Source organism: Cupriavidus sp. DB3 (assembly GCF_020418465.1).
In the GTDB taxonomy this organism is placed as follows: domain Bacteria; phylum Pseudomonadota; class Gammaproteobacteria; order Burkholderiales; family Burkholderiaceae; genus Cupriavidus; species Cupriavidus cauae.
In genome coordinates this window covers 1,254,394-1,279,738 of the sequence record NZ_JAIZPL010000001.1, presented here as the reverse complement: position 1 = coordinate 1,279,738, position 25,345 = coordinate 1,254,394, and the positions used below count along the sequence as shown (strand labels likewise).

Here is a 25,345-nt window from a genome sequence, read left to right as displayed (position 1 = left end):
GTGCGGCGGTGCCCCTCCGCCGAGCGCCCGCACCATGCCGATCACGTACCTGCGCAATCTGACCGGAAAGGACAGGAGTACCCTGGCCAACTGGCAACTGGCCCGCTACCTGGCCTTCGTCGCCGGGGCCATCAATGCCGGCGGCTTTCTCGCGGTACACCAGTACACCTCGCACATGACCGGCATCGTGTCTGCGATGGCCGACGACCTCGCCGTCGGCCATGCCGCGCTGATGCTGGCCGGATTGGGCGCGTTGATCTGCTTCGTGGCGGGCGCCGCACTGTCGGCGATGCTGGTCAATTGGGCGCGGCGGGTGCGGCTGCACAGCCAGTACGCGCTGCCGCTGATGGTCGAAGCCGCCCTGCTGCTGTGCTTCGGTCTGCTGGGCGGCAATCTCGAACGTCGCGAATGGCTGTTCGTGCCCGCCACCGTCGCGGTGTTGTGTTTCATCATGGGTCTGCAGAACGCGTTGATCACCAAGCTGTCGCGCGCCGAGATCCGTACCACGCACGTGACCGGCATGGTCACCGATATCGGAATCGAACTCGGCAAGCTGTTCTACTGGAACCTGACCGAAGGCGAGGGCGCTGCGCGCGTCGTCGCCGATCGGCGCAAGCTCGTCATGCTGGCCACGCTGGTTGGCCTGTTCTTCGTCGGCGGCGCCGCCGGTGCGTTGGGTTTCAAGCAGGTCGGTTTTGGCATGACGGTGCTGTTCGCGGCGCTGCTTGGCGCGCTGGCGGCCGTACCGGTCTGGGATGATCTGCGCCGGCTCGCGTCGCGCCGCTAGTCCGCCGCCGGCTCGCGGCGCCGCTCGCCGAAGCGGGCGAGGTAGTGCCATACCTTCTTCAACTCCTGCGAGTCATGCTGTCCGCCGCGGGCCGCCTCGCCGATCAGCGCGGGCGTCAGCCAGCCGCCGCGTGCCAGCGCGCAGCCCAGTTCGACGTAGCGCGGGCCGCGATAGCCGGGGTGGCGGCGCAGTTCGTCGACCGACAGCCGGAAGCCCGCATGCCATTCCAGCGCGCAAGGCAGCGCGCGGGCCATCGCCTCGATCTCGGTACCGCGATAGCAGGGATCGAGCACAAGCGCCTCGACATCGCGCGCCAGATCGACCGGTCCGTGCACCTGCGCCTCGATATAGTCGTCGAGCGGGTCGGGCTGCGCCGTGGCTGCCAGCGCCATCAGGCCCATGCGCTCGGCCACGCCGAACGCCGTCGGCTCGTAGACGCTGTCGGGATAGCAGAAAGTCGTGCGCCCCAGCACCGCGCCGGTGAGCCGCAGATGCGCCGAGCCGAAGCGCGGCGAGCCGCCGGTGGCACGGCCGCGGAAATTGAGCGCGCCGTACTTCGGGCGCTCGGCCGGCGCGGCGTCATCGTAGGCGCCGCCGAACAGCCGGCTCTCCCACTGCCAGCGGTCGCCGCCGGGATGCGCGGTCAGGCCGCCATTGCTGGTGCCGGTCTCGAACTGCGAGCGATAGACGCCGTCGTTGGCAAGCGCCTGCAGGAACGGCACGCCGCGGTGCAGGCGGTCGGGATGGAAATTGAGCGTGACGCGCAGCGTCGGGTCGATCGGCTCGCCGAGGCTGCGTGCGGCGACATGGGCCAGGGCACGGGCCTGGGGAGAATCCGGGGGCGGTACCCATGAATCCCCGGTATCGGTGGCATGGACGGGCATGACGGTCGCTTGGCGATTGGCTTGCGGTGCGGCTTGCAGGTCGGCTTGCGGTTCGACTTGCGTTGGGCTTGCGTTGGGCTTGCGGTTGGGCTCGCAGGTCGACTTGCGGTGCGGCTTGCCGCCGCAGTAGCCGATGCATTCTAACGTCGCCGATGCGAAGCGCGTGCCATGCCTGTCCTTCGCCCGATCAAGCCCGCATGCCGTCCAGCACCTTGTCCAGCGTCAGCGGATAGCTGCGCAGCCGGATGCCGGTCGCATTGAACACGGCATTGGCCAGCGACGCCCCTGCGCCGCAGATGCCCAGCTCGCCGACGCCCTTGGCCCCGAGCGGATTGGCCTTGTCGTCGTATTCGTCGAGGAAGACCGCCTCGATCGCCGGGATGTCCGCATGCGCGGGCACGTGGTAGCCGGCCAGGTCGCGGTTGACGAAGGCGCCGTAGCGAGGGTCCACCATGGTCTCTTCCATCAGCGCCGCCCCCACGCCCCAGATCATGCCGCCGATCATCTGCGAGCGCGCCGTCTTTGGGTTCAGGATGCGGCCCGCGGCGAATACGCCCAGCATGCGCCGCAGCCGGATTTCGCCGGTGTCCATGTCGACGCCGACCTCGGCGAAATGCGCGCCGTAGGCGTGCTGCGAATAAGTCTGGTATTCCGGACCGCGCTGCACCTCGCCGGTGACGCTGAGCCCGTCGGGCATCGCACGGGCGAGCAGCGCGCCCACCGGCTCCGATCTGCCACCGGCATGCAGGCGGCCGTCCGCCAGGCGAGCCTGCGCCGGGTCGGTGCCGAACAGCGGCGAGGCGCGGTCCGCCGCGGCGACCTCCGCAAGCCGGCGGCACAGCGCGGCGCAGGTATTGAACACGGCCGAGCCGGTGCTGGCCGCGCCCCAGGAGCCGCCGGAGCCGGGCGTCGGCGGGAAGTCGCTGTCGCCCATCTCGACCTGCACCGCCTGCATCGGCAGGCCAAGCGATTGCGCCGCGATCTGCGTCAGGATCGTATAGGTGCCGGTGCCGATATCGGTCATCGACAGCCGCACGCGCGCGGTGGCATCGCGATACAGCGTGACCTCCGCCTTTGACGCCTGCAGGTAGTTCGGCCGGATCGCCGCCGACATGCCGTAGCCGATCAGCCAGCGCCCGTCGCGCATATTGCCCGGCGTCGAGGGCCGGCGCGACCAGCCGAAGCGCTCGGCGCCCTCGCGCATGCAGGCGACCAGGCCCCGCGTGGAAAATGGCACGTTGCGCTCGGGGTCGACGCGCGGCTCGTTGCGGATACGCAGTTCGATCGGGTCCATCCGCAGCGCATGCGCCAGCTCGTCGACCGCGCATTCGAGCGCCAGCGCGCCCGGCGCCTCGCCCGGCGCGCGCATGATGTCCGAGGGCGGCAGGTCGAGCCGGACCAGCCGATGGCTGGTGCGCCGGTTCGGCGCGGCATACAGCGAGCGCGTGAAGGCCGCGGTCTGCTCGGCGAATTCGTCGTACATCGCGGTCTGCTCGATGACATCGTGCGCCAGCGCCGTCATGCGGCCGTCGCGGCCGGCGGCCAGGCGGATGCGCTGGCGCGTCTCGGTGCGGTGGTTGGTGTTGGCGAACATCTGCTGCCGCGTCAGCGTGACCTTGACCGGCCGGCCCGTCATCCGCGCGCCGATCGCTGCCAAGATCGCGTCGGCATGGGTCGGCACCTTGGAGCCGAAGCCGCCGCCGACATGCTTGCAGACCACGCGCACGTTCTCGGTCGGCAGGTTCAGCGTGCGCGACACCGCGATCCGGCAGGTATCGACCATCTGTGTCGAGGTATGGATCAACAGCCGGTCGCCCGACCACTGCGCGACGGTGCCGTGCGGCTCCATCGGATTGACGTGTTCGTACGGGGTCGTGTAGGTGGCGTCGATCCGCACCGGCGCGGCGGCAAACGCCGCGTCGAAGTCGCCGACCGCGGTGTCGTGCGGCATGCCCGCATTGATGCCGTCCGGCACATAGGCGTTGCGCAGCTCGGCGGTCATGTCGAACTTCGCGCCCCATTCCGGGGTGTACCGCACGCGTACGTGCGCCGCGGCGTCGCGCGCGGCCTCGAACGATTCGGCGATCACCAGCGCGACCGGCTGGCCGTAGTGACGTACGCGGTCGCTGTCGAGCATGGGCTTGGGCCGTTCGAAGCGCCGCGCCACCTTGGGCGGACCATAGGGCGACTGCGCCGGCGCGTTGCGATGGGTGACGATCAGGATCACGCCGGGCATCTGCGCGGCGGCCTCGGTATCGATCGCGGCGATGCGGCCGCGCGCGATCGTGCTTTCGACAAGATAGCCGTAGGCGAGCCGGCCGTTCGGCACGTGATCGCAGGCATAGACCGCGCGGCCGGTGACCTTGAGGCGCCCCTCGACCCGATCGACCGGTGCGCCGATCCATTGCTGGCCGCTGCGCTGGCGCTGCTGAAGTTCATCCATGGTGGGCTCCGTCGCGTTGCGATGCCAGCGTCAGGCTGGCCTGCAGCAACTGCCTGGCCAGCGGAATCTTGAAATCGTTGCCGCCGAAGCCGCGCGCGCCGGCCAGCGCCGCGTCGGCGGCCCGGGCGAACAGCCGGGCCGACGGCGCCTTGCCGGTCAGCATCGCCTCGACCTCGGGAACGCGCCACGGCCGATAGGCGATGCCGCCGAAGGCCGCGCGCACGTTGTGCATGCGACCGCCGTCGACTTGTGCGACGAGCGCCACCGATACCAGCGCGAACGCGAACGAGGCGCGGTCGCGCACCTTGCGGTACGACTGCACGCCGGGCGGAGGCGGCGGCAGCACCACCGCGCCGATCAGCTCGCCCGGGGCGAGGTTGGTCTCCAGATGCGGCGTCTGTCCCGGCGCGCGATAGAGCTGCTGGATCGGGATCACGCGCATGCGACCATCGGGCTGCACGGTCTCGATGCGCGCGTCGAGCGCGCTCAGCGCGACCGCCATGTCCGATGGATGCACCGCGATGCAGGCCTCGCTGTGGCCGACCACCGCATGCATGCGGTTGAAGCCGCGCAGCGCCGCGCAGCCCGATCCGGGCGAGCGCTTGTTGCACGGCATCGCGGTGTCGTAGAAGTAGGGGCAGCGCGTGCGCTGCAGCAGATTGCCGGCGGTGGTGGCCTTGTTGCGGATCTGCGCGGAGGCGCCGGCCAGCAGCGCGCGCGTCAGCAGCGGATAGCGTTCGCGCACCAGCGGGTGGGCCGCGAGGTCGCTGTTGCGCACGGTCGCGCCGATGCGCAGCGTGCCGTCGGCGCCGGCCTCGATGCCCTGCAGCGGCAGCGCGTTGACGTCGACCAGCCGCGTGGGCCGCTCGATCTGCAGCTTCATCAGGTCGAGCAGATTGGTGCCGCCGGCGATGAAGCGCGCGTCGGGCTGGGCCGCTGCCGCGACCGCCTCCCTGAGCGCGGTCGGGCGCTCGTAGGTGAATGGGATCATCGCTGGCTCCCGGCCGCGCTGCGGATCGCGGCGACGATATTCGGATAGGCGCTGCAGCGGCACAGGTTGCCGCTCATGCGTTCGCGCACCTCGGCCTCGCTCAGGTCCTGCAGCGATACCGTGCGGGCGCCGCTCAGGTCGGCACTGGCATGGCTGGGCACGCCGTCGGCGACCTCGCGCAGCATGCCGACCGCGGAGCAGATTTGCCCGGGCGTGCAGAAGCCGCACTGGAAGCCGTCGTGCGCGATGAAGGCGGCCTGCAACGGATGCAGCTGTCCGCCGCGCTCCAGTCCCTCGATCGTGGCGATCTCGTCCTGCTGGTGCATCACCGCCAGCGTCAGGCACGCGTTGATGCGGCGGCCGTTCAGCAGCACCGTGCATGCGCCGCATTGCCCGTGGTCGCAGCCCTTCTTGGTGCCGGTCAGATGCAGCGTCTCGCGCAGCGCGTCGAGCAGCGAGGTGCGGACATCGAGCGCGAGCTGATGGCGCTTGCCGTTGACGGTCAGCGTGACCGGTGCGTTCGGTGCGCCCGGCCTGCCGGGTTCGCCGGCTGCGGCCGGCATCGGCGCGCCGCCTGCGGCGCCCGGTGTTTGCGCGACGGCCGGCGTGACGGGCAGCACCGTGATGCCGCCGGCGGCCACCGTGGTACCGAGAAACGCGCGCCGGCTGAGCCGTGGCGTGCCTGTGTCGTCGTGGCGATTGCCCATGGGGAGCTCCCGAGTCGAGGTGGCGGGGCGCGGTGCTGCCGTGGATGAAACGAGCCGGCAGCAGCGCGATCGGGCGCAGTTTGCGCAATCGCTTTATCGGGTGGTAGCCTCGGCGCGGTTGAAACCTCTTCAACCGGATGGCTAGGAACGAGGCGGGCATTGGCTTTGGCGGCGACGCCGTCAGCGCATCGTCACGACGCTGTCAGCGTGGTGACAGTTTCGGGTCAGCGGCTTGTCAGCGCGCTGCCGCGATACTGCAAGCCAGGGGCCGCCGGGCGCGATCGACGCGGGCCGCGACGGCCCCGATCATCCCCACATTCCCCCCTTCGAACCGCACGGACAGGATGGCGCGATGGACCGCTTGCGAGCGCTGACGGTATTCGTACGTGTGGCCCAGGCCCGCAGCTTCAGCCAGGGCGCGCGCGAGCTCGGCATGTCGCCGCAGGCGGCCAGCAAGCAGGTGATGCTGCTCGAACGGATGCTCGGCGTGCGGCTGCTGCACCGTACCACGCAGAAGGTCGGCCTGACCCGCGAGGGGGAGCAGCTGCTGGCGCAGTGCCAGCGTCCCGTCGAATCGCTCGAGGTGGCGCTGCGCCATATCGATGGCGACCGCGAGCACGTGGCCGGCGTGGTACGCGTTGCGGCGCCGTATTCGCTGGCGCACCGCTATGTCGCGCCGGCCATCGCCGCGTTCGTGCAGGCGTATCCCGACGTCGCGGTCGAGTTGCTGGTCGGCGACCAGCTGACCGACGTGATCGAGCAGGGCATCGATATCGGCCTGCGTACCGGCAGCCTGCCCGACAGCTCGCTGGTGGCGCGCCGCATCGCGCCGCTGCAGCTGATCGTCTGCGCGGCGCCTGCCTATCTGGAGCGGCACGGCGTGCCGCGGAGCATCGCCGAGCTGGAGCGGCACCGTTGCACGAGCTTCCTGCATCCGCGCACGGGCAAGGTGTTTCCGTGGGAATTCCTGGTCGACGGCGCGATCGAGACGCGCACCTTTGCGCCGTTCGTCGCGACCAACGATGTCGATGCCGAGGTCGAGACGGTGGCCAGCGGCGCGGCGATCGGGCAGTTCTTCCAGTACGCGGTGGCGCAGCACCTGCGGGCCGGGCGGCTGGTGCCGGTGCTGCCCCAGCATACGACCGAGCGCTACGGGGTGTTCCTGTACATGCCGGCACGCGCGCACGTGCCGCGGCGCAATCGCCTGCTGGCGGATTTTCTGGTGCAGACGCTGGCCGGACATGAGGACTTCCAGCGCATTGTGCTGGAGCTGCCGGCCGTGCGGCGGCGCGCCTGATCGACGCGCCGCCGCGGTTCCACTACGCGGCTCGCCTTACGACGCCGGACACGGCAGGGCCGCCGCGATCTGCGGCCGGCCCTGCGCGATGGCCGGCGAATCGTCCGCGCTCACCGTGTTGTCGGTGAACCTGCAGCCGTAGTCGGGCCGCGCCACGGTGGCGGCGTCGAGCACGTTGTCGCCCTCCGGCCTCGGCCCGCCCTGTTCCCACTGCACCATCGCCTCGAACGCCGCCTTCTGCTCGGCCACCGTGAAATCGCAATGGCTGACGCCGCGGATCGCGCGCTGCACCAGCCATTGCGCGGTGCCCTGCGCATCGGCCCGCCGCTTGTAGATCTGCTGCATGCTGAACGGCACGTACATGTCGCCGAGCGTATGCAGCGTGACCACCGGCACGTTGATGCGCGCATTGGTCTTCGGGATCCAGCGCAGGCCGTCGCGCCGCAGGCGGTTGGCCTCGGGATCGGCCCTGGCGCGCAGGATGGTGTCGTTCAGCGTGGTTTCTTCCGCCGACAGCGCCGGATCGCCGTCGAGCTGGTAGACGATGCTGGTGGTCGACACGCCGTTGCGGTTCAGGATGCCGTTGATGGTGCCGTCGCCGCCGAAGGTGCCCCACACCGTGTTCTGCACCGGGCCGGCGAAGCCCTGATCGAACATGGGACGGGCGCCGCCGGTGAGGTTCTGCACGATCGCCTTGACCTTGTCGCCCTGCGCGGTGGTTGCGCTCGGGAAGGTGGTGAACAGCGCGTCGCGCACCGCCGGTGCGATCTCGGCCCAGTTGTTTACCGGCCACGCCGTGGCCGGACGGCCCGCGTATTGCTGGGCGGCGAGCTGGTAGGCCGCGAAGTAGTCGAACAGTTCGGTATCGCCGAGCACGCCGCACATCGGCACCGCGCCGTGATAGCGGACCTTGTTGTTGGCGGTATCCAGCGTCTCCTGGTCGACCGCCGCGGCGGCGATATGGCCGCCCATCGAATGGCCGATGATATAGATGCGGCTCGGCGGCGCGAGCGGCCGCCGATTCTGCGCGGCGATCTGCACGAAGGCCAGCGCCAGTGCATTGGTGTCCTCGACACCGGCGCGCACGTCGTAGTAGTTCTTGCTGTAGCTCGACGCCGCCCACGCGTAGCCGGCCTCGATCAGATGGCGGCGGATGCTCGGCGTGGTGACGCCCAGCACCGCGCCGGTGCCGGCATAGCCGTGCGCGTACATCACGAGCTTGCCGTTCCACTGCTTGGGAACCTCGATGCGGTAGCCGGAGCCCTTCAGCGTGCCGGTCCAGCGGTCGGTCTCCGGCGCGTCGGCCAGCGCCGGGAAGGCGAGGGCGGCTTCGTTGACGGTGAAGGTGCGGCTGTCCTGGGCGCGGGTCTCTTCCGGCTGGCGCGGCGGATCGTCGTCGTCGCCGCCGCAGGCAGCGAGCGGCAATGCGGCGGCCAGCGCCAGCGCCAGGGCGGCGCGCTTGGTGAGCTGCATGGTTGTCTCCTCGTTATCTCGTTTTGGACACTGGGGAGGCCTTCGCCTTCATGCCGCACTGCCACATCGCTTCGTCACGAAAACGAACGACCGTGCACGAAGTCTAAAGACGAGGAGACGAAAAGTAAAAGAAAAGCCGCCCAGCGTTTCGTCTGGCGAAATGCCGGGCGGCTGCTGCAGGCGGCTCCTGCGGGCGGCCGCTCCAAGGACGGTGGTGGCCGCCGGTCAGCCGCGCCTGGGAATTTCCAGCCCGCGGATCACCGCCGGCCGCGCGACAAAGGCATCGAGCACGCGTTGCACCTGCGGGAAATCGTCGAAGCCGACCAGCTCCCTGGCCTCGTAGAAGCCGATCAGGTTGCGGATCCACGGGAAGGTGGCGACATCGGCGATGGTGTACTGCTCGCCCATGATCCAGTCACGCCCGGCCAGGTGTTTCTCGAGTACGCCGAGCAGGCGCCGCGATTCGGCGACGTAGCGGTCCCGTGGGCGCTTGTCCTCGTACTCCCTGCCGGCGAACTTGTGGAAGAAGCCGACCTGTCCAAACATCGGGCCGACGCCGCCCATCTGGAACATCACCCACTGGATGGTCTGATAGCGCGCGGCCGGATCGGCGGGGAGCAGCTTGCCGGTCTTCTCGGCCAGGTAAAGCAGGATCGCGCCGGACTCGAACAGCGCCAGCGGCTTGCCGCCCGGGCCGTTGGGATCGAGGATCGCGGGGATCTTGTTGTTCGGATTCAGCGACAGGAATTCGGGCGAGAGCTGATCGTCGGCGTCGAACCGCACCAGGTGCGGCTCATAGGGGAGCCCGATTTCCTCCAGCATGATCGACGCCTTGACGCCGTTGGGCGTCGTCAGCGAATACAGCTGCAGCCGGTCGGGATGCTGGGCGGGCCATTTGCGGGTGATCGGGTACGCGGAAAGATCGGGCATGGTTCCTTGGTCTTGGTCCTGGCTTGACGGGACGGTTGCCGCCGCGGATGGCGATGGCGCCGGGCGGTGCCACCGGAGGGCACCGGGAGGCGCCGGCGATGGCGCCGAGGTTGGCATCGACGGTGGCGCCGTGCATCGCGACCGCCGCGGCGGGCAGAGGTGATCATAAGCCCTTTGCCGGCAACGCGTAGGGACGGTCCCGCGCCGGGCATCGGCGGCGGCCACCGCCCGTTTTGGTACGATGCACGCTTCCCGAATTCGCAGTACTCCGTGTGAAGCGTCTTTTCCTACTCAGCGCCGGCCACGCCGGCGAGCGCGCGCCATGATGCGCGACCGTCTGCGCAGCACCCTCGCCGACTGGCGGGCGCGGCTGCGCCGGCCCACCGGCCGCCAGATCGCCTGGGGCGTGGCCGCGATGCCCGTCCTCTTTCTCGCCTATACGCTGGTGCTGGTGCCGTTTACGCCCGGCATCAGCGATATCCGCAAGGCCAAGTCCGAGCGCCCCGCCCAGGTGCTGTCGGCCGACGGCAAGGTGCTGGCCGAGTTCAAGCGCGCCAACCGCGACTGGGTGCCGCTGGACAAGATTTCGCCCAACGTGGTGGCGGCATTGATTTCCACCGAGGACCACCGCTTCTACGAGCATTTCGGCCTGGACTGGCGGCGCACCGCGGCGGCAGCCTGGTACACGCTGTCCGGCGATCGGCAGGGCGGCTCGACGCTGACCCAGCAGCTGGCCCGCAACCTGTATCCGGAGGAGATCGGCCGCGCCGCCAGCGTGACGCGCAAGATCAAGGAAGCGATCACCGCGCTGAAGATCGAGGCGCTGTATTCGAAGGACGAGATTCTCGAGACCTATCTGAACACGGTGCCGTTCCTGTACAACGCGACCGGCATCGAGATGGCGGCGCGCACCTATTTCGACAAGCCGGCCGACCGGCTCGACGTGCTCGAGAGCGCCACGCTGGTCGGCATGCTCAAGGGCACCAGCTACTACAACCCGGTGCTCAATCCCGAGCGCGCGGTCGAGCGCCGCAATACGGTGCTGGCGCAGATGGTCAAGCGCGGCAAGCTCAAGCCCGCGCAATTCGAGGCGTTGAAGAAGCGCCCGCTGCGGATCGACTTCGAGCGGCAATCGCCGGAAGAGGGGCCGGCCCCGCATTTCGCGCAGCAGTTGCGCAAGTGGCTGATCGACTGGGCCGACCGCAACGACTACAACATCTACACCGACGGCCTGGTGGTCCATACCACCATCGACTCGCGCCTGCAGGCGATGGCCAACCAGGCGGTGGCGCGCCAGGGCGCGCGGCTGCAGGGAATCGCCAATGCGGCGTGGTCCCCGCGCGGTGGCTGGAGCGCGAATCGCGCGCTGGTCGAGGCCTTCATGCGCGAGACCGCCCAATACCGTGCCGCGCGCGAGGCAGGCCTCGCCGATGCGGACGCGCTGGCGCAAGTGCGCAAGAACGCCGACGCGATGCAGAAACTGCACGAACAGAAGACGCGCATCCAGGCGGGCTTTCTGGCGATCGATCCGCGCAACGGCGAGATCCGCGCGTGGGTCGGCAGCCGCGACTTCGCCGACGATGCCTTCGATCACGTGCAGCAGGCGCGCCGCCAGCCCGGCTCGACGTTCAAGCCCTTTGTCTACGGCGCGGCCTTTGCGCAGGGCATCGGCCCGGACACGACGCTGCGCGACGAGGCCGTCGAGATCCGGCTGGCCGGGGGCGAGGTCTGGCGCCCGACCGACGGCGGCCCGCCGAGCGGACGCGAACTGACGCTGCGCGACGGCCTCGTCTATTCGAAGAACACCATCACCGCGCAGCTGATGCAGCAGGTCGGCCCGGTGCGCGTGGCCAACCTGGCGCGGGCGATGGGCGTGCGGCAGAGCCGGCTCGACACGGTGCCGTCGCTGGCGCTGGGCACCAGTCCCGTGACGCTGAAGGAAATGGTCGCGGCCTACGGCACCATCGCCAACGGCGGCGCCTATCAGGAACCGACCATGGTGACCCGCATCGAGGACCGCGACGGCCATGTGCTCGAGTCCTTCCGCCCGGCATCGCCGGAGCGCGTGTTGCCGCCCGCGGTCGCCTACACGCTGCTCGACGTGATGCGCGATGTGGTCGCCCGCGGCACGGGCGCCAGCATTCGCACCCGCTACGGCATCCATGCCGACGTCGCCGGCAAGACCGGCACCACGCAGGACAACGCCGACGGCTGGTTCATCCTGATGCATCCACAGCTCGTGGCCGGCGCCTGGGTCGGCTTCAACGACGCGCGCGTGACGCTGCGCAGCGACTACTGGGGCCAGGGCGCACACAGCGCGCTGCCGATCGTCGGCGACGTGTTCCGCCGCGCCTTGCAGACGCGCGCCATCGATCAGCGCGTGCGCTTCGAGAACCAGCAGCAGCCGGGCATGCTCGATCCGTGGCTGAAGTCGGTGGAAGGCTGGTGGGCGCGCACCTTCGGTCCGGCGTCGGAGCCGGAGGCGGCGGCCGAGGTCCACGTCACGCCGGCGCCGGCCGCGCGGCAGGAGACGCCGGTGGACAGCGGCATGGCCTCCGAGCCTGAGGTGCTGGACGAGGCCGAGCCGCTGCCGTTGCCGACCGATCCGCAGGCATCGGCGCCGTTCGGGGAGCCGGTTGCCGGGGCCGGCCAGCCGGCATCGGCCGGGGCGGCGCCTGGGGCGATCAATGGAACCGGTACGCCTGGCGCCGCCGGCACGAATGCGGGGCCGAATCCGGGGGGCTACCCGGGAAGCTATCCGGCACCGGGCGTCGGCACTGGCAACGCCCCGCCTCCCGCGGTTTCGCCGCCGGCGGGGCAGGGCAGCGGGGCCGCGCAAGGGGCCGCGAACGGATCGGCCGGTGCACGGCCATCGGCAACACCACCGACGCCGGCGGCGCCCGCGCCGTCGCCTGCACCGTCTGCTGCGCCGCTGCCGCAGGCGGCACCGCCCGCCGTGCCGTCGGCACCGCCATCCGCACCGGCCCCGCCACCGGCCCCAACCCCAACGCCGGCACCGCTACCGCCGGCCACCAACGGCGCGGCGAGCCCCAATGCCCCCGGCTGATCGCAGTAGTCGCCGCAGTGCCCCATGCGCTATGCTTGCGCGATTTGGTGAGGATAGGCGCGCACAATGGGCATCCTGAGCTTGAGCAATCTGGTGGCGGAGTTCCTGCTCGCGTTCTCCGCGCTGCTCAGTATCATCAACCCGTTCGGCATGGCATTCGTGCTGTTCGACCGGACCCGCTTCCTGACCGTCGAGGAGCGTCGCAAGCTGAGCCGCCAGGTCGCGATCAATTCGCTGATCGTGCTGCTGGTGACCTTCTTCCTCGGCACCGCCATCCTCGGCTTCTTCGGCATCTCGCTGCAGGCGCTGCGCCTGGCCGGCGGCTTCGTGGTGGCGTTCAGCGGCTGGACCATGCTGAACGCGCCGACGCAGCCCGCCGAGAAGCGCATCGAATCGGTCTCGACCGGCGATGTCACGCAGATGGCGTTTTTCCCGCTGACGATTCCGCTGACCACCGGCCCCGGCTCGATCGCCACCGCGATCGCGCTGAACGCCAGCCGCAGCCGCGAATGGCGCGATGCGATCGAATCGGCGGTGGTGTCGGTGACGGTCAGTGTCGCCGTGGCGATCGTCGTCTATGTGGTCTACAGCCGCGCAGAACTGCTGGCCCGCGTGCTGGGACCGGAAGGCACCAACGTCGTCACGCGGCTGTCGGCCTTCCTGCTGCTGTGCATCGGCGTGCAGATCATGATGACGGGCATCAGCGAATACCTGACGACGCTGCCGGGCCTGGGCTGATCGCCGGCATTGCCCGCACCCCGCACCCCGCACCCCGCACCCCGCACCCCCGCAGCCCCGCAGCCCCGCAGCCCCGCAGCCCCGCAGCCCCGCAGCCCCGTACCGCCGCACCGCCGCACCGCCCGGCGGCGCGTGCGGATGGTCGGCCATCCCGCGACCTAATCCAGCCTGAACTGCCCCACCGCGCCGGTCAGCCGCGCCAGTTGCTGCTGCTGGCGCGCGACCTCTTGCGCGGTCTGGTCGACATGGTCGACGTTCTGGCGCGAGGCCGCGTCGATGCCGGCGATATTCCCATCCACCTGATCGATGCCAGCGCGCTGTCCACCGGTGGCGAGCGCCATCTGGTCGACGATGGCGGCGAGCCGCGCGACGCTGGCCTCGAGTTCGCCCATCGTGCTGCCGGCGGTGCCGACCAGTTCCGAGCCGGCGCGCGCGCGGTCGACCGATTCGCCGATCAGCGCGCGGATCTCCTTGGCCGCCGCGGCGCTGCGCTGCGCCAGCGTGCGCACCTCGCCCGCCACCACCGCGAAGCCGCGGCCCTGCTCGCCCGCGCGGGCGGCCTCGACCGAGGCGTTCAGCGCCAGGATATTGGTCTGGAATGCGATGCCGTCGATCACGCCGATGATGTCGGCGATCCGTTCGCTGGCCGCATGGATCTCGCCCATCGTGCGGATGACCGAGCCGATCACCTCGCCGCCCTGCGCGGCCACCGCGCGCGACGTGCCCGCCAGCGTGTGGGCCGCCTGCGCGTGGTCGGCGTTCTCGTGGGCGCTGCGGCGCAGCTCGCTCATCGCCGTGACGATTTCCTCCAGCGCGCGCTGCTGGCTGTGCGTGCGTTCGGCCAGCACCGTATTGCGCTGCAGGATGTCGCCGGAGGCAGCGGCGGCCTCCGCCGCGCTGTCTCGCACCTGCAGCAGCGTGCCGCGCACCGCGTCCAGCGTGGCCTGGAACGAGCGCGCCAGCGCGCTGGCCGGCCGCGGCGCGCCGGCGTCAGCGTCAGGTAGCCGGGATCGCTGCCGATGCGCGCGGCCAGCGCCGCCAGTTCGCCGGCGGAGCGGGCGTCGGCCTCCATCCGATGGGCCAGCACCACCAGCACCGCGGTCTGCACCACGACGAAGGCCGCATGCAGCAGCACGATGCCCAGGCCCGGCTCGGTGAAGCAGATCACGCCCCAGCCCCAGGTCTGGAAATAGTTGAAGCTCAGGTGGTGCACGGCGATCAGCGCCGCGGCCAGCAGGATCGGCCGGAAGTCGCGATAGGCCAGCAGCACCGACAGCAGCACGAACACCGCGAAGTGGTACTCGGCCTGCCCGTGCGCCTGGTGGATCAGCAGCCCGACCATCGTCATCGAGATCGCCGCGGTCGCCAATCGCGTGCCGAGCCGGCCCGGTAGCGCCGCGGCCCACAGGCTGGCCGCCGCCGACAGCGGCAGGCCGACCGCCAGGCTCGGGCCGAGCGTGCCGTAGCGCCAGCCCGCCAGCAGCGATGCCGCCCACAGCAGCCAGATCGTTCCGACCAGCAGGCGGTCGGCGCGCCGGTGGACGGCCTCCAGCAGCGTGCCGGCGGCCTGCGCCTCCGGCACGCGTTCATCCGGTCGCGTGGCGGTGTGACCCGCTTCCGCGCGCAAAGCGAGCGTGCTGCTACCCATTCGACCCCCTGTCGTTGCAATTTCGCATTCGTTGTGATGTTGTTATCGCGGCCGCACGACGGCATGCCGCCGCACCGACGATATCGGCAGATCGGAGGCGGACCTTAGGCCGGACGCGGTCATGGTTTACCCGCAAGGACGCGGGACGACCGGTGTCGCCGGTAAGGATTGCCAGCGCGGTTGTAAGGAGGAGAGCGCCGGGGCGGGGCCATCCGGACCGATGAGCGGGGTGGAAGCGGCTGGGGCGGGGAAGGACGCCATATGCCGGCGGCGGCATGAAAGTTGCGGCCCCACGGCAAGGTGCCACGCGCCAGGCGTGGCGTTCGCCAACGTTTGCCAGACAGGAGAAAGCCCATGGCCACACCCGAGCAACTCCCGCCACAGCACCAGGACCGGCAGCCCGGCCTGGAAAGCGAGATGCATCCGAAGCCCGACAGCGGCGCCGACGACTATGTCGGCAGCGGCCAGCTGACCGGCAAGGTCGCGCTGATCAGCGGGGGCGACAGCGGCATCGGCCGCGCCGTCGCGGTGGCCTTCGCGCGCGAGGGCGCCGATGTCGCGGTGGCCTATCTGAACGAGCATGAGGATGCCAAGGAAACCGCGCGGCTGGTCGAGGAAGCGGGCCGCCGCTGCCTGCTGATGGACGGCGATCTCGGCGACAGCGCCCATGCCGCGCAGGTCGTCGAGCGGACCGTCAAGGAACTCGGCAAGCTGGACATCCTCGTCAACAACGCGGCCGAGCAGCATCCGAAGCAGCAGCCCGAGCAGATCGACGAGGCCCAGGTCGAGGCGACCTTCCGCACCAACGTCTTCGCGATGTTCCACCTGACCCGCGCCGCGCTGCCGCATCTGCAGCCGGGTTCGGCGATCGTCAATACCACCTCGGTCACCGCCTATCGCGGCAGCGCGCACCTGCTCGACTATTCGTCGACCAAGGGCGCGATCGTCTCGTTCACGCGCTCGCTGGCGCTGCAGGTGGTCAAGCGCGGCATCCGCGTCAACGGCGTGGCGCCGGGCCCGATCTGGACCCCGTTGATCCCGTCGACCTTCCCGCCGGAGCAGGTCGAGAAGTTCGGCAAGGAGACGCCGATGAGGCGTCCCGGCCAGCCGTTCGAGGTGGCGGCCGGCTTCGTCTTCCTGGCCTCGCGCGCGGCCAGCTATATCACCGGGCAGGTGCTGCATATCAACGGCGGCGAGGTGATCAACGGCTAGGCAAAGGCAAGTTTCGTTGTGGCAAGGGATCGATGGGTCGTCCGGCACCGGCCCATCGGGGGGCGCTCGCGCTTGACGTTCGGGGCTCGGCGTCTAACCTGAATGCTTGCTGGGGTAAGCTGCGCATTCGTGCAGTGGCCGCCATCGCGGTTGCCCGGTCCAGCCCCTTGCCACCATGCCCCACAGCTATCTCGGCACGCGCCACTACTTCGCCACGCAGCGCCGTACCCTGGTCGCGCTGCTGTTCGGCGCGATCCTGTTCCCCGCGGCGGTGCTGGCCACCTGGGCGTGGCTGTCGCTGCGCGCGGACGTGGCCGAGGCCGAGCAGCGCTCCGCGCGGCTCGCCCGCGTGATTCAGGAGCACGCCAGCAAGGTCTTCGAAGGCAATCACCAGATCAACAGCCGCATCCGCGATGCCACCGCGGGCTGGAGCAACGCGCAGCTGCGGCAGCACGAGGACGACGTCCATACCCGCCTGGCCGATATCGTCGGCGGCCTGCCGCAGGCGTCGTCGCTGGCGGTCTACGACGAGCAGGGCGTGCTGCTGGCCAGCAGCCGCTTCTACCCGGTGCCGCGCGTCTCGATCAGCGAGCGCGAGGACTTCCGCGCCATCGTCGGCGGGCTGCGTCCGTTCGATGTGACCGGCGTGGTCACCGACAAGGTGGTACCCGAGCGGGTGATCAACGTCAGCATGCCGCGGCTCGGTCCCGACGCGAATGTCGCCGGGCTGGTGTCGGTGGCATTGCGCCCCTCGTATTTCGCCGACTTCTATCGCGACGTGCTGAGCCAGGAGACCGGCGCCCAGGCCGCGCTGGTGCGCAGCGACGGCGTGGTGCTGGCCGCGTATCCGGACAGCGTGCCCGAGCAGGTGCCCGATGCGGTGCGCGAGGGGCTGCAGCGCGTATCGGAAGGGTCCGGCGACAGCGTCGCGCGGATGCCGGGCCTGGGCGGCGAAGACAGCATCGTTGCGCACTGGGCGATCGGCGGCGGGCTGCTGCACGCGGTGGTCGACATTCCGATGCGGGTGATCCACGCGCAGTGGCGGCACCGGCTGTATATCGGCGCGACCGTCGCGGCGATTCCCGCCTTCGCGCTGTGGGCGCTGGCCTGGATGAGCCTGCGCCGGCTCAAGCGCGAGGAGCAGTCGTATCTGCGCTGGCAGGAGGAGGTCACGCGCCGGCAGGAGGTGGAGGAGCGCTATCGGCAGTCGCGCAAGCTCGAGGCGGTGGGGCATCTGATCACCTCGGTCGCGCACGACTTCCGCAATGTGCTGTCGGTGATCTCGTTCAATACCGACCTGATGATCACGCGCCCCGATGTCGCGCGCGAGAAGGCGCTGGCCGGCATCAAGCGCAGCGTGGCGAGCGGCGTCGCGCTGAGCAACCAGCTGATCGGCATGGCCCGCAAGCGCCAGCACCGCAAGGAAGTCCTGCTCCTGCCGCAGGAAGCAGAGGGCTGGACGCCGCTGATCCGCTCGACCCTGGGTCCGCGCGTGCAGCTGCGCTACGAGATCGATCCGGCCTGCTGGCCGGTCTGCGCGGACAAGAACGAGCTCGAACTGGCGATGATGAACCTGGCGTCGAACGCGCGCGATGCGATGCCCAGCGGCGGGCAGTTCGTGGTGACGGCATCCAACGTGACGCTCGATGGCAGCCGTCCCGGCGGCATGCGCGGCAACTATGTCTGCCTGTCGGCGCGCGACAACGGCAAGGGCATGCCGCCCGAGGTGGTGGAGCGCGTCTTCGAGCCGCTGTTCACCACCAAGACCGCGGGCCTGGGCAGCGGCCTGGGACTGGCGCAGGTACACGACTTCTGCCGCGAAGTCGATGGCGTGGCGGTGATCGAATCCGAGGTGGCCAAGGGCACCACGGTGCGGCTCTATCTGCCGGCCTGGCAGCATGGCGACAGCCATGCGCGCACGCGCTGGGGGGGCGGCGCCAGCGCGGTGCTGATCGTCGCCGATCAGCCGCGCAGCGTGCAGAGCGCGGTCGAATCGCTGCAGGCAACTGGCCATCGCGTGACGCTGGTGCGCGACGAGGCCGAGGCAATGGCGGCGACCGACCGCTACGGCTTCGATCTGGTGATCGCGGATGCGCGCCTCGGTCCCGCGCTCGGCGGACTGGCGCTGCGCGATCGGCTGACCCGCAGCTTTCCCTTCCTGCCGGTGATCCTGATGACCGACGACGCCGACATGATCGCGCTCGCATCGGTGTCGGGGCTGCCGTTCCTGCTCAAGCCCTGGAACGCGCAGACGCTGGTCAAGGCCGGCATCCTGGCGCCGACGCGCGCCGTGGACGGACAATCGAGCCCGTCGCGGCTGTAGCGCTCGGCCGGTACCGATACAGACGGCACCGATTCAGACGGCACCGGTCGGCAGATACGCACCGCACGGTGGCATCGGCGCAGACCCCTCAGCCGGTACGGCGCAGCAGCGCGACCGGCAGCGGGTCCAGCACGTCGGCCACGCGCAGGCGGCCGTTCGGCGCCGACAGCGTGCGGCCGGTCAGTGCGTCGGTCCAGCGGCTGGCGCCCGGCTCGCCGACGCACAGCAGCGTGTCGCCCCATGCCGCGGGCGCGACGGCGGGCCGATCCTGCACCAGCCTTGCGGCCAGCCGCGTGGTGATGGCGATGACGCGCTCGTCGCCGCGGCGGCGCTCGAACGCCAGCAGATGCGAGGCCGCCGGGCCTTCGCCATGCAAGTGCCGGTAACCGCCATCGCGGAACAGCGCCGGCTGCTCCTGGCGCGCGGCCAGCAGCGCGCGCACCAGTTGCACCTTGATGCGGCCGTCGCGCCATTGCTCGAGCCAGCTCTGCCAGCCCGCCGTGCAGGCCAGCGCCGCGCGCAGCGCGTCGTAATCGACCGGGCGGCGATTGTCGGGATCGACCAGGCTGAAGTCCCAGCCCTCCGTGCCCTGATAGCGGTCCGGCACGCCTGGCGCGGTCAGTTGCAGCAGTGTCTGCGCCAGGCTGTTGAGCGCGCCGGCCGGTGCGATGCGCTGCGCGAAGCGCGCCACGCTGCCGAGCAGATCGCTCTGCGCCATCGCCTGCAGCAGCCCCGCGTAGGCCTGTTCGTAGGCCTCGTCCGGCCGGGTCCAGTGGCCGTGCCGCTTGGCCTCGCGCACCGCCTTGGTCTGCCAGGCACCCACGCGTTCGAGCAGGGCGTGCACGGCCGGGTCGCCGGCATCGCGGTCGGCCGGCAGCTCGGGCGGCCAGACACCGACCAGCGTTTGATACAGCATCAGCCGGTCGGCGCCATCGGGAACGGCGCGCTCGCCCGAGCCCGCCAGCCGCAGGGCGCGGCCTTCCCACTCGCCGACCGCGGCCTGCCATTCCGGCGCCAGTTCGCTCAGCACCGCGAGCCGCATCCGCATGTCCTCGCCGCGCTTGTGGTCGTGCGTGGCGGTCGCCAGCATCGCGTGCGGCCACACCTGCGCGCGAACCGCCATGCGGGCGTGGAAGCGATCCGGCGGCATCGCCAGCGTCGCGGGGTGGCTGCCGACTTCGTTGCGCGACAGCAGCCGCCCGTAGCGGTAGAACATCGTGTCCTCGGCGGCCTTGGCCGCCAGCGGCGGCATCAGCTGCTGCACGCGGGCGCGCGCCTCGCGCAGCGCGCCGCTCGCGTGCGGACCCGCGCAGAGCCAGGCCAGCAGCCGATCGACGGTGGCGGTGTCGTCGGGCCGGACCGCGCGGCGCGCCAGCTCGGCGGCGGTTTCCAGCCGCAGGCGGTCCTCGCGCGACCACGCGTGTTCGCCCAGGTAGGTGCGATAGACCTCGAGCGGTTCCAGCAGCGCGGCCAGCGCGCGGCGCCAGCTCGCCAGCGTCAGGTCGCGCGTGGCCGGCTCGGCGCGCGCGCAGGCATGCAGGCGGCGGCAGGCGCCTTCGAATTCGGTGACGAGAAAGCGCGACAGCAGATGGCGGCGCGCCTGCCGCACCTGTTCGCCATACGCCTGGCTGTCGCCGCTGACCTGCTGCCACAGCGTCGTCAGCGCCGTTTCGCCGGCGCCGTCGTGCAGCACCGCGCCGACCTCGTCCATGAAGTCGTAGCCAGTGGTGCCGTCGATCTGCCATTCGGTGCGCAGCGTTTCGCTCTCGGCCAGGATCTTCTCGATCACGATCCACGGGCGCGCGTTGCGCGCCGCCATCGCGGCGTTCAGTTGCGCGCGCAGCTGCTGGCAATAGCCGCCGGGGTCGGCCAGGCCATCGACATGATCGACGCGCACGCCGTCGATCAGGCCGTCCCTCGCCAGCCGCAGCACCAGCGCATGCACGTCGTCGAACACCGGCGGCTGCTCGACGCGCACCGCGACCAGCTCGCTGACCTCGAAGAAGCGCCGCCAGTTCAGTTCGTCCGCCGCGGTGCGCCACCAGGCGAGCCGATAGTTCTGCTGCTCCAGCAGGGCGTGCAGGCGTTCGAGGCCTTCCGGCGTCGCCGTATCGAAGCGCGCGCCGTCGCGGCCGGCATCGAAGGACGCCATCGATTCCTCGGACAACGGCACCTCGTGTTCGCCGTATTGCAGCCAATGGCGCTGGCCGTCGCTGCGCACCGCGATCTCGCCGGCCTGCAGCGTTTCCCAGTACGGGCGGCCCAGGATCGGCAGCAGCACCTTGCCATGCAGTTCGGGATCGGGCGAATGCCAGTCGATATCGAAGTGCCCGGCGTAGGGGCTCTCCGCGCCGCGCGCCAGCACGTCGGCCCACCAGCGGTTGTGCGTGGAGCTGGCCGCCATATGGTTGGGCACGATGTCGATGATCACGCCGAGCCCCGCGGCGCGCGCGCGGCCGGCCAGCGCCTGGAAGCCGGCCTCGCCGCCCAGCTCGGGATTGATCTGCTGGAAGTCGGTGACGTCGTAGCCGTGCGTCGAGCCCGGCTTGGCGGTGAAGATCGGCGACAGGTACAGATGGCTGACGCCGAGCGAGGCGAGATAGTCGACCTGGCGTTCGGCGTCCGCGAAGGTGAAGCCGGCATGCAGCTGGAGCCTTGCCGTGGCGCGCGGCACGATGGTGTTGCCCCGGTCGTCCGCGTGCTCGGCGGCGCGATCGACAGCGGGATCGGCCGAATGCGTGGCTGAATGCGCGGCTGAATGCGCGGCCGGGTGCGCGGTGGCGGAATGCGATGCGTTGCTGGAGGCTGACGACATGGTGGCAAGCGCCCGGCGTTCAGCCGGTGGTGTCTTCGGACGGCGTCTGCTGCCCGGATTGCAGATAGGCGACCGTGACGCCGGCGGACAGCGTGCCGTCCTCCAGCTGGCGCGCGGCGCCGGGCTCGCTCTCGGCCAGCAGCTCGCCTTGCGGTCCATCGCCGCAGGAAACGACCGCGTCGCCGAGATTGGCCCACAGCGTCAGCAGCGCGCCGTCGCCCATGCGCCAGCTCGCGCGCACCGCCGCGTCGCCGAGCACGTCGACGCCTTCGCAGCGCGTGCCGGGCAGCCGGGGCAGCAGTTCGCGCCGGCGCAGCGTGATGAGCGACCTGTAGTACTGCGCATTCTCGCCGTCCGGATCGAACTCCGGACGCGAGGCCTCGAAGGTGGTCGGTGCGTTGGGGTCTGGAATGCTGTGGGCGCGCGCGCCGTCGGCAAAACCGGCCATCGAGCCGAACTCGCGGCGGCGGCCCTCGCGCACGGCCTCGGCCAGTTCGGGCGGATGGCTGGTGAAATAGAGAAAGGGCGTGCGCGTGCCGCCTTCCTCGCCCATGAATACCATCGGGATCTGCGGACACAGCATCTGCAGCGCGATCGCGGCGCGCAGCGGGCGCGGCTGGGCCAGCGCCGTGATGCGCTCGCCGAACGCGCGGTTGCCGATCTGGTCGTGGTTCTGCAGGAAGCTGATGAACGCGGTCGGCGGCAGATGCGCGCTGCGCTGCCCGCGATGGACGGGCTTGTCGCCGCCCGCTTCACGCGTGCGATGCGGCGACGCCTCGCCCTGATAGGCGAAACCTTCGGCCAGCACGCGCGCCAGATGCCGGGTGGTGGGGCCAAGCGGCTGATGATCGCCGCGCGGCGCCGCGTCCTGGTCGTAGGCGCGGCCGTAGTCGGGGCCGGGATGGCTGCCGGAGTCGGCCCGGTGCGCGGCGTCGGCACCGGCGCCGAACTCGGGCGCGACCACCGCGCCATAGTCGGCGTAATAGCCGTCGTGCTCGCCGGTCAGCAGCACGTGCAGCACGTGGTGCGCATCGTCGTTCCACTGCGCGTCGTAGCCGCCGGCGAGCAGCTCGGCGTCGTTGTGGTCGTTCTCCAGCACCAGATGGATCTGCCGCCCGGCGCAGCGCTGCCGCAGCGTCGGCGCCAGTTCGGCCAGCCAGCCCTCGTCGGCGATGGCGTGCACCGCGTCGAGCCGCAGTCCGTCGAAGCGGAAGTCCTCGAGCCAGTAGCAGGCGTTCTCGGTGAAGAAGTCGCGGACTTCCTGCCGGCGGAAGTCGATCGCCGGGCCCCATGGCGTGCGCACATCCTCGCGGAAGAAGGTGCTGGCGTAGCGCGGCAGGTAGTTGCCCTCGGGGCCGAAATGGTTGTAGACCACGTCGAGCAGGACCATCATGCCCAGGCCGTGCGCCGCGTCGACCAGCGCCCGCAGCTGGTCGGGCGTGCCGTAGCTCGACTCCGGCGCGAACGGCAGCACGCCGTCATACCCCCAGTTGCGGCTGCCGGGAAACTCGGCCAGCGGCATCAGTTCGACCGCGGTGAAGCCGAGCGCCGCCAGCCGCGGCAGTTCGCGCGCCGCGCCCGCGTAGCCGCCGCACAGGCCGACGTGCATCTCGTAAATGATGGCTTCGTGCCAGGGCCGCCCCTGCCAGTAGGGATGGCACCACTGGTAGGTGGTCGGATTGACGACCACGCTGGCGCCGTGCACATCGCCGGCCTGCGCGCGCGAGGCCGGGTCCGGCACGATGGTGCCGTCGCCGAGGCGGAACCAGTAGCGCGCGCCTTCGCAGCAGGCCACGATGGCCTCGAACCAGCCGTCGCCGGCCGGCGTCATCAGCACCGGGCCGGCGTCGTGGATCTCGAGCCGGGGGATTTCGCCCTGTGCCGCCATATCGGGCGCCCACAGCCGGAAGCAGGTGCGGCCGTCGGCCAGCCGCAAGGGGCCGAAGCGGGGCTGGCGCGCCGGTGCGGCTTCAGACGCGCCGCCCAGCGGCGCGGGCGCCGGCGCGGTGCCCAGCGTTTCCCAGCCGCCGCGCGGCTGGGCCGCGGCCGCGGCGGCGGGGTTCGGCTCTACGCTCATGATGATTTCCGTGTCGATTCAAAGCCGTGTCGATTCAAAGCCGTAGCGATTCCAGGCCGCAGCGATTCCAGGCAGGCGGCAGGATCCGCAGCGGCGCGCGGCCCGCGCACCTTGCGGTCCCGCCGGCTTGCGGCATCAGGCGGCCGCCGTCGGCAGTGCATCGCCGAACCCGCCGCCGTTGCCGGCCGCACTGGCCTGCGCGGGCACTGCGCCGCGGTCGACCCGCGCGCCACGGCCGCGTCGCCGCGACGGCGAGGCCTGGATCGCGAGTTCGGGCGTGGGCTCGGAAGCCATGACGGGGGCGCTGGCCGGCGTCGAGCGCGGCACGCGCTGCGGCGAGCGTTGCAGCTGCGGCGCGGATTCGACCTGCGCGACCTGTGCGGCCTCGGCTGCCCGTTGCGCGGCGCGCTGCATCGCCAGCGCCGAGGCCAGGGCCGGCGACAGCGCGCTGTACAGCGACAGGTATTGCTCGGCCGGTTGCGTCCAGCAGAACAGCGCCTGCATGCCGGCGCGCTGCAGCACCTTCCACGCGCGCGGCCGCCGCAGCCATTGCAGCGCCCGCTCGATCGCCGCGCTCATCGCCTCGGCGGTCTCGCCGTCGAACAGGAAGCCGGTCGCGCCGGGCCGCGGTGTCGACCCATGGCCGGCGTCACGCACCGTGTCGACCAGGCCGCCGACGCGCGAGGCGACCGGCACCGTGCCGTAGCGCATCGCATAGACCGGGGTCAGGCCGAAGGGCTCGAAGCGGCTGCCGTGCAGCAGCACGTCGGCGCCCGCGTGCAGCAGGTGCGCGGTTTCCTCGCGGTAGCCGATCGACACGCCGACGCGGTCCGGATAACGCGCGGCCAGCGCCTCGAAGCCGCGCTCGATGGCGGCCTCGCCGCAGCCCAGCACGGCGAACTGCACGCTGTCGTCGGCCTGCAGCGCGCGCTCGATGGCGCCCAGCGCCACGTCGGCCATCTTCTGGTGCGTCAGGCGGCTGCCCATCGCGACCAGCGGCGCGGCCGGATCGGCCGGCAGCCCGAAGCGGTTCTGCAGCGCCGCCTTGCAGGCCCGCTTGCCGGCCATCGCATTCGGCGTATAGCAGTGCGGCAGCAGATCGTCGCTGGCGGGGTCCCAGTCCTCGGTGTCGATGCCGTTCGGGATTGCGCCCAGCACATCGCGCCGCGCCTGCAGCAGTCCTTCCAGCCCGTGGCCGAACTGCGGCGTCAGCATCTCCTGCGCATAGTTGTGGCTGACCGTGGTGACGCGGTCGGCGTAGCGGATGCCCGCCTTGAGGAAATTGAGCTTGCCCCAGAACTCGACGCCGTCGGACGTCAGGCAGTCTTCCGGCAGGCCAAGCTGCCCCGCCAGGCACAGCGGGAAGATGCCCTGGAAGGCGAGGTTGTGGATCGTGATGATGCTCGGCGTGTCGAGACCGGCGGCGCGCATCAGGAGCGGCGTCAACCCGGCATGCCAGTCGTGCGCGTGCACGGCGGCGGGCACCGGCAGCGGCGTGCGGCCTGCGGCGATGGCGGTCGCCGCATGCGCCAGCGCCGCGAAGCGCTGCGGGTTGTCGGCAAAGTCGCGGCCGGTCGGGTCGGTGTACGGCGTGCCGGCGCGGTCGTAGAACGACGGGCAGTCGAGCAGGGCGACCTGCACGTTGCTGCCCGGCATCCGACCGGCCATCAGCCGCATCGCACTATGCCCGGGTGCCAGCGCCAGCCCGGGCGCGCTCTCGGCAAGTTTCAGCGCGCCGAGGCTGCGCAGCCCCACGGCGCCGGCCAGGGCCTGCGGATAGCCCGGCATCAGGATCGTGACATCGAGGCCCCGCTGCTGCAGGGCGCGGGCCAGCCCGCTGACGACATCTCCCAAGCCGCCTGTCTTGGCCAAGGGCATGGCCTCGGCCGCCACGAATAGCACGTTCGTGTTCAAGTTGATCTCCGCCATTCTGAATGCGCTGGTGGTGGGGCG

Annotated in this window: 16 protein-coding genes and 1 pseudogene; 6 read left to right on the top strand and 11 right to left on the bottom strand. The window is 70.7% G+C overall.

The genetic code is table 11. The annotated features are described in order from the left end of the window. Window positions 1-34 precede the first annotated feature (34 nt). Window positions 35-766 (top strand): annotated as a pseudogene (locus K7G19_RS05495) (YoaK family protein); the annotation flags it as partial. A 17-nt stretch (window positions 767-783) separates the two neighbouring features. On the opposite strand, the gene K7G19_RS05490 reads toward K7G19_RS05495, so the two are convergent. The 4 genes from K7G19_RS05490 to K7G19_RS05475 all read right to left on the bottom strand — a co-directional run bounded on the left by K7G19_RS05490 (window position 784) and on the right by K7G19_RS05475 (window position 5,812). Further along, complete coding sequence (locus tag K7G19_RS05490; RefSeq protein WP_226106202.1) at window positions 784-1,671, bottom strand: DUF3626 domain-containing protein; 888 nt, start codon at window positions 1,669-1,671, stop codon at window positions 784-786. Window positions 1,672-1,858: 187 nt separating this feature from the next. Next, window positions 1,859-4,114, bottom strand: coding sequence for a xanthine dehydrogenase family protein molybdopterin-binding subunit (locus tag K7G19_RS05485; RefSeq protein WP_226106200.1), 2,256 nt, complete (start codon window positions 4,112-4,114; stop codon window positions 1,859-1,861). Next, window positions 4,107-5,105 (bottom strand): xanthine dehydrogenase family protein subunit M, encoded by a 999-nt coding sequence (locus K7G19_RS05480; RefSeq protein ID WP_226106198.1) that lies wholly within the window; start codon window positions 5,103-5,105, stop codon window positions 4,107-4,109. Before K7G19_RS05480 ends, K7G19_RS05485 begins: the two co-directional genes overlap by 8 nt. Then, complete coding sequence (locus tag K7G19_RS05475; RefSeq protein WP_226106196.1) at window positions 5,102-5,812, bottom strand: 2Fe-2S iron-sulfur cluster-binding protein; 711 nt, start codon at window positions 5,810-5,812, stop codon at window positions 5,102-5,104. Before K7G19_RS05475 ends, K7G19_RS05480 begins: the two co-directional genes overlap by 4 nt. A 352-nt stretch (window positions 5,813-6,164) precedes the next feature. On the opposite strand from K7G19_RS05475, the gene K7G19_RS05470 reads away from it, so the two are divergent. Further along, a complete protein-coding gene (locus K7G19_RS05470; protein ID WP_226106194.1) occupies window positions 6,165-7,109 on the top strand; it encodes a LysR family transcriptional regulator in 945 nt (314 codons plus the stop codon). Between the two features lie 36 nt (window positions 7,110-7,145). On the opposite strand, the gene K7G19_RS05465 is transcribed toward K7G19_RS05470, so the two are convergent. Both K7G19_RS05465 and K7G19_RS05460 read right to left on the bottom strand, forming a co-directional pair. Next, window positions 7,146-8,582: a S9 family peptidase gene (locus tag K7G19_RS05465; RefSeq protein ID WP_226106192.1), complete on the bottom strand. Its 1,437-nt coding sequence runs from the start codon at window positions 8,580-8,582 to the stop codon at window positions 7,146-7,148. Window positions 8,583-8,807: 225 nt separating this feature from the next. Then, window positions 8,808-9,512 carry a glutathione binding-like protein gene (locus tag K7G19_RS05460; protein ID WP_150082815.1) on the bottom strand — a complete coding sequence of 235 codons (705 nt, stop codon included), beginning with the start codon at window positions 9,510-9,512 and terminating at the stop codon, window positions 8,808-8,810. 322 nt (window positions 9,513-9,834) lie between these two features. Between K7G19_RS05460 and K7G19_RS05455 the strand changes: the two genes are divergently transcribed. Then, window positions 9,835-12,579 (top strand): penicillin-binding protein 1A, encoded by a 2,745-nt coding sequence (locus K7G19_RS05455; RefSeq protein ID WP_226106190.1) that lies wholly within the window; start codon window positions 9,835-9,837, stop codon window positions 12,577-12,579. A 66-nt stretch (window positions 12,580-12,645) separates the two neighbouring features. Further along, the gene (locus K7G19_RS05450) at window positions 12,646-13,317 is read left to right on the top strand and encodes a MarC family protein (protein WP_149316305.1); all 672 of its coding nucleotides are present in this window, start codon (window positions 12,646-12,648) and stop codon (window positions 13,315-13,317) included. A 158-nt stretch (window positions 13,318-13,475) separates the two neighbouring features. On the opposite strand, the gene K7G19_RS05445 is transcribed toward K7G19_RS05450, so the two are convergent. Then, a complete protein-coding gene (locus tag K7G19_RS05445; protein ID WP_226106188.1) occupies window positions 13,476-14,165 on the bottom strand; it encodes a methyl-accepting chemotaxis protein in 690 nt (229 codons plus the stop codon). Continuing rightward, entirely contained in the window at window positions 14,105-14,965 is an 861-nt protein-coding gene (locus K7G19_RS05440) for a hypothetical protein (protein ID WP_226106186.1), read from the bottom strand. Before K7G19_RS05440 ends, K7G19_RS05445 begins: the two co-directional genes overlap by 61 nt. 354 nt (window positions 14,966-15,319) lie before the next feature. Here K7G19_RS05440 and K7G19_RS05435 point away from each other — a divergent pair, with 354 nt between their 5' ends. Next, window positions 15,320-16,177, top strand: a complete 858-nt coding sequence (locus tag K7G19_RS05435; RefSeq protein WP_226106184.1) for an SDR family oxidoreductase — start codon at window positions 15,320-15,322, stop codon at window positions 16,175-16,177. A gap of 175 nt (window positions 16,178-16,352) precedes the next feature. Then, window positions 16,353-18,500: an ATP-binding protein gene (locus K7G19_RS05430; RefSeq protein WP_226106182.1), complete on the top strand. Its 2,148-nt coding sequence runs from the start codon at window positions 16,353-16,355 to the stop codon at window positions 18,498-18,500. Window positions 18,501-18,588: 88 nt separating this feature from the next. Here K7G19_RS05430 and treY read toward each other — a convergent pair whose 3' ends face one another. From treY to glgA, 3 genes are all read right to left on the bottom strand, one after another. Beyond that, entirely contained in the window at window positions 18,589-21,177 is a 2,589-nt protein-coding gene (treY, locus tag K7G19_RS05425) for a malto-oligosyltrehalose synthase (protein WP_226106348.1), read from the bottom strand. A gap of 157 nt (window positions 21,178-21,334) precedes the next feature. Beyond that, entirely contained in the window at window positions 21,335-23,392 is a 2,058-nt protein-coding gene (locus K7G19_RS05420; protein WP_226106181.1) for a DUF3459 domain-containing protein, read from the bottom strand. A gap of 135 nt (window positions 23,393-23,527) precedes the next feature. Next, window positions 23,528-25,306, bottom strand: coding sequence for a glycogen synthase GlgA (glgA, locus tag K7G19_RS05415; RefSeq protein WP_226106180.1), 1,779 nt, complete (start codon window positions 25,304-25,306; stop codon window positions 23,528-23,530). Between the last annotated feature and the right edge of the window lie 39 nt (window positions 25,307-25,345).

What these genes read in the sequence shown, in the direction of transcription:
- K7G19_RS05455 (WP_226106190.1), top strand. Translation starts at nt 9,835, where the DNA reads ATGATGCGCGACCGTCTGCGCAGCACCCTCGCCGACTGGCGGGCGCGG.
- K7G19_RS05450 (WP_149316305.1), top strand. Translation starts at nt 12,646, where the DNA reads ATGGGCATCCTGAGCTTGAGCAATCTGGTGGCGGAGTTCCTGCTCGCG.
- K7G19_RS05420 (WP_226106181.1), bottom strand. Translation starts at nt 23,392, where the DNA reads ATGAGCGTAGAGCCGAACCCCGCCGCCGCGGCCGCGGCCCAGCCGCGC.
- K7G19_RS05490 (WP_226106202.1), bottom strand. Translation starts at nt 1,671, where the DNA reads ATGCCCGTCCATGCCACCGATACCGGGGATTCATGGGTACCGCCCCCG.
- K7G19_RS05435 (WP_226106184.1), top strand. Translation starts at nt 15,320, where the DNA reads ATGGCCACACCCGAGCAACTCCCGCCACAGCACCAGGACCGGCAGCCC.
- K7G19_RS05470 (WP_226106194.1), top strand. Translation starts at nt 6,165, where the DNA reads ATGGACCGCTTGCGAGCGCTGACGGTATTCGTACGTGTGGCCCAGGCC.
- K7G19_RS05480 (WP_226106198.1), bottom strand. Translation starts at nt 5,105, where the DNA reads ATGATCCCATTCACCTACGAGCGCCCGACCGCGCTCAGGGAGGCGGTC.
- K7G19_RS05465 (WP_226106192.1), bottom strand. Translation starts at nt 8,582, where the DNA reads ATGCAGCTCACCAAGCGCGCCGCCCTGGCGCTGGCGCTGGCCGCCGCA.
- K7G19_RS05485 (WP_226106200.1), bottom strand. Translation starts at nt 4,114, where the DNA reads ATGGATGAACTTCAGCAGCGCCAGCGCAGCGGCCAGCAATGGATCGGC.
- K7G19_RS05460 (WP_150082815.1), bottom strand. Translation starts at nt 9,512, where the DNA reads ATGCCCGATCTTTCCGCGTACCCGATCACCCGCAAATGGCCCGCCCAG.
- K7G19_RS05440 (WP_226106186.1), bottom strand. Translation starts at nt 14,965, where the DNA reads ATGGGTAGCAGCACGCTCGCTTTGCGCGCGGAAGCGGGTCACACCGCC.
- K7G19_RS05430 (WP_226106182.1), top strand. Translation starts at nt 16,353, where the DNA reads ATGCCCCACAGCTATCTCGGCACGCGCCACTACTTCGCCACGCAGCGC.
- K7G19_RS05475 (WP_226106196.1), bottom strand. Translation starts at nt 5,812, where the DNA reads ATGGGCAATCGCCACGACGACACAGGCACGCCACGGCTCAGCCGGCGC.